Origin of the sequence: uncultured Ellagibacter sp., assembly GCF_934636505.1 — a bacterium.
Lineage (GTDB): Bacteria > Actinomycetota > Coriobacteriia > Coriobacteriales > Eggerthellaceae > Ellagibacter.
Genome location: NZ_CAKUAL010000110.1, coordinates 1 through 3,609, shown reverse-complemented (window position 1 = coordinate 3,609; position 3,609 = coordinate 1). Strand labels below are relative to the sequence as shown.

General features: G+C 61.7%; 3 protein-coding genes. 2 read left to right on the top strand and 1 reads right to left on the bottom strand.

The features are described from left to right. Positions 1 to 154: 154 nt before the first annotated feature. Positions 155 to 1,618, bottom strand: coding sequence for a GH25 family lysozyme (locus tag Q0G18_RS09095; RefSeq protein WP_297152293.1), 1,464 nt, complete (start codon positions 1,616 to 1,618; stop codon positions 155 to 157). A 397-nt stretch (positions 1,619 to 2,015) separates the two neighbouring features. Here Q0G18_RS09095 and Q0G18_RS09090 point away from each other — a divergent pair, with 397 nt between their 5' ends. Both Q0G18_RS09090 and Q0G18_RS09085 read left to right on the top strand, forming a co-directional pair. Further along, positions 2,016 to 2,807, top strand: coding sequence for an ABC transporter permease (locus Q0G18_RS09090; protein WP_158050069.1), 792 nt, complete (start codon positions 2,016 to 2,018; stop codon positions 2,805 to 2,807). Between the two features lie 9 nt (positions 2,808 to 2,816). Then, positions 2,817 to 3,609: ABC transporter ATP-binding protein (locus Q0G18_RS09085; protein WP_297152290.1), on the top strand; the 793-nt coding region annotated here is incomplete at its 3' end.

Genomic DNA, 3,609 nt, shown 5'->3' with positions numbered 1-3,609 from the left:
ATATCCGAAGCACCTTCCTTCGGGAAAGGCGCCGCACGACGCGACGCCTCCCATGCACAATCAACGTATCAAGACGATCCCGACAACGCGGTACGCCGCGAGAGAGCGCACCTCGGAGAAAACGTACGCCCGCGAAAAGATCGCGGCGGGCAAATTAGAAGCTTGCGTAGCGCTTCACCATCTCAGCCATCGAGGCGCGCCATGCGGTGCCGCCGGGCTCAAGGTCGGTGCCGTTAACGCCGGTGACGAGGCCCGTGTCCACTGCCCATCCCATTGCCTCGCGCGCATAGTCGCTCACCTCGTCCGCGCCGTTCTTCGAGTTCATAGCCGCACAATCGCTCGACGTATCGCGCCCGTCAACCACGCTCGCATAGCGGGCGAACAGCGTTGCCAGCTGCTCCCGCGTCACCGGGTCGTTCGGGCCGAAGAAATCGGTGCCGCTGTAGCCCGTCGAGACGCCGATCTCCTTCGCCCAGCAAAGCGCCTTATAGTAGTACTCGTTCGGGTCCGCATCGCTGAAAGGCTGCGAGATGCTCGAAGCGGGGCTTCCCGCCAGACGCCACAGAATGGTCGCCACCTGGGCTCGCGTGATCGTATCGTAGGGGCCAAAAAGGTTCGTGCCCGAATAATTCCCCATGATTTCGCGGATGACCACGTAGTCGAAGGCGCCGCTTTCGACAAACCAATCGTCGGCAGCCACGTCGCTGGAGTAGCCCACACGGTACATGAGGTTCACGTCGACGCGTCCGCCCTCGTCATCGGCGGGATAGTCGATGCCTTTCACGCGGCCGCCGCTCGAAAGCTGCCACATGCCGTACTCGCCGCCGTACTGGCATTGCGAGACGCCGTATTCCGCAACCCAGCGAACCCAGTTGTCGAACACGGGATCGGTCAGATAGTTCGTGAACCAGTTCCGGTTCGCGTAGATTCCCACGTCGTAGCCTGCAGCCTCAATCTTCTCGCTGAACGCACTCGCGATCTTCGCCAGCTCGGTCGGGTCGCCGCCCGTGGCATTGAGCTGGGAGTTGTCTTCCATGTCGAAGTACACCGGATAGCTTAGGTCATGCCCCGCAATCAGGCGAAGGACGTGGTCGGCCTCGCTTCTTGCCATGTCGGCGTTCTTGGCGTAGGAGTAGATGTAGACGCCGTACGGAATGCCCAGCCGCTCGCACTCGGAGACGTTGCGCAGCCAGTACTTATCGTCCTGGTTGGTAAGGTCGTTGCCGTAGCCCACACGGATGATGGCGAACTTCACGCCGTCGTTTTTCACAGCTTCCCAGTCTATCGTGCGGTTCCACTCGCTCACGTCGATGCCCTTGGAAATGGCGCCGGGGATGAGGCGCTGCGAGCCGGTCTGGCGGTTCACTGTTGCATAGCCGTTAGGGGTAAGCGTCGCGTCGAACTCGGTGTAGCTTTCGCTCGAGAGAAGGGAAATACCGTCCAAGCCGGGCACCGTCAAAAGCTGCCCGTCCGTGAAACGCCAGCTGTTGGCGTCGTCCGTCTGTGCGTCAACTTCTGCAGCAAGCGCACAACCAGGCGAAACAACGCATAGCGCGCAAACTGCCGCGAGGATAAGGGCGCTCAAGGCGCAGATACTCCGATGTCGCAAGATAGCCATGTTTATACTCCGAATCTTGTGCGTATCGTAAGGGAAGGCGGCATTCCGCTCACCTTCCCCTTGAGTATACGCGAGCACGCGCGCTGCGGACACATCGCACACGGCATCGGCACAACGGAGGTCCCCTGCGCCCCCGCACGACCCCTCGCAACGCGCATGCGCGCCGTCCACGCCCCCGCGCCCCTCGCCCCTGCGCGACGCGCCGCCCTCGCCCCCACGAGCGGCGCCACGCTCCCTGGCGCACCGCCGCTCGCGAGCAGTCGCACGACCGCTCGCGCGGGCAATCTGGGCTTTTCATGCGCATGCGGAAGACCCCGTCCAAAGCGCTATAAAATGATGAGTTGCGCCAAGGGCCCGACCCTCGGCGCACGCAATGCACCCGACCGTTGAGGACCCTATGGCTCAAACCGCATCGACCAAGGCCACGCTCAAGCGGAATTGGTTCACCATCACATCGCTTGTGTCGAAGGACTTCAAGCTCAAGTACCGCCGAAGCGTCCTGGGCGTTCTCTGGTCGGTCCTAAACCCCCTGCTCATGATGTGCGTGCTCGCCGCCGTGTTCACGAACGTCCTCAAGTTCGGCGACGACGTGCAAAACTTCCCCATGTACCTCATCTTGGGCAACGTGCTTTTCTCGCTCATGGCCGACTCGACGTCGTCTGCCATGGGTTCCATCCTCGAATCGGCGCCGCTCATCAAGAAGGTGCGCGTGTCGAAGATGATCTTCCCGCTGGAAAAGGTGCTCTTCACGCTCGTGAACTTCGCGATCTCGCTCATCGCGGTCGTCATCGTCATGCTCTTCTTCCGCATCCCGCCGACGGTGAACCTGCTCGCGATGCCCATTCTGCTCGTGTTCATGTTGCTCTTCTGCGCGGGGCTCGGCATGCTGCTCTCCTCGCTCGCCGTGTTCTTCCGCGACGTGTGCCACCTGTGGGGCGTCGTCATCACCGCATGGACCTACGCCACGCCGTTGTTCTACCCGGTGGGCCTTCTGCCCGACTGGATGCAGGCTGCCGAGGCGTTCAACCCGATGTACCACTACGTGTGCTATTTCCGCGACATCGCGATGTACAACACGGTGCCCGGCCTCACCGAGAACCTCATCTGCCTCGGCATGGCCGCGATCACCTTCGCCATCGGCTTCGCCGTGTTCAAGGCGACCGAGAAGAAGTTCATCCTCTACGTTTAGGCGGAACCTATGCCCGAGAACATCAACACCACCCCGCTCGGCGACATCGAGCGCGAGCTCGCCGCCGCAGTCGACGACCGGCCCGTCATGGTCGACGTGGACCGCGTGTCCATGGTCTTCAACATGGCATCTCAGCAGCTCAACAGCTTGAAGGAATACGCCATCGCCCTCGCGAAGCGCGAGCTTATGTTCAAGGAGTTCCGCGCGCTCGACGGCGTGTCGTTCACCGTCCGCAAGGGCGACGTGTTCGGCATCCTGGGCACGAACGGCTCGGGCAAGTCCACCATGCTCAAGATTATCGCCGGCGTGCTCGAGCCCACCGAGGGCACCTGCACCATCAACGGCAGCATCGCGCCTTTGATCGAGCTCGGCGCAGGCTTCGACATGGAACTCACCGCGCGCGAGAACATCTTCCTGAACGGCGCGCTTCTGGGCTATTCGAAGAAGTTCATCCAGCAGCATTTCGACGAGATCGTCGACTTCGCGGAGGTCGAAAAGTTCCTCGACATGCCGATGAAGAACTACTCGTCGGGCATGGTCGCGCGCATCGCGTTCGCCATCGCCACGGTCATCGTGCCCGAAATCCTCATCGTCGACGAGGTGCTCTCGGTCGGCGACTTCATGTTCCAGCAGAAATGCGAGCGCCGTATCACGCAGCTCATCAAGGAGCACGACGTCACCGTGCTCATCGTGTCGCACAACAACGACCAGATCGAGCGTTTGTGCAACAAGGCCATCTGGATCGAGAAGGGCCACACCCGCATGATGGGCTCGGCTGCCGACGTGTGCCGCGCCTACCGCG

Coding starts and splice junctions, on each gene's coding strand:
- Q0G18_RS09095 (WP_297152293.1), bottom strand. CDS start 1,618: ATGGCTATCTTGCGACATCGGAGTATCTGCGCCTTGAGCGCCCTTATC.
- Q0G18_RS09090 (WP_158050069.1), top strand. CDS start 2,016: ATGGCTCAAACCGCATCGACCAAGGCCACGCTCAAGCGGAATTGGTTC.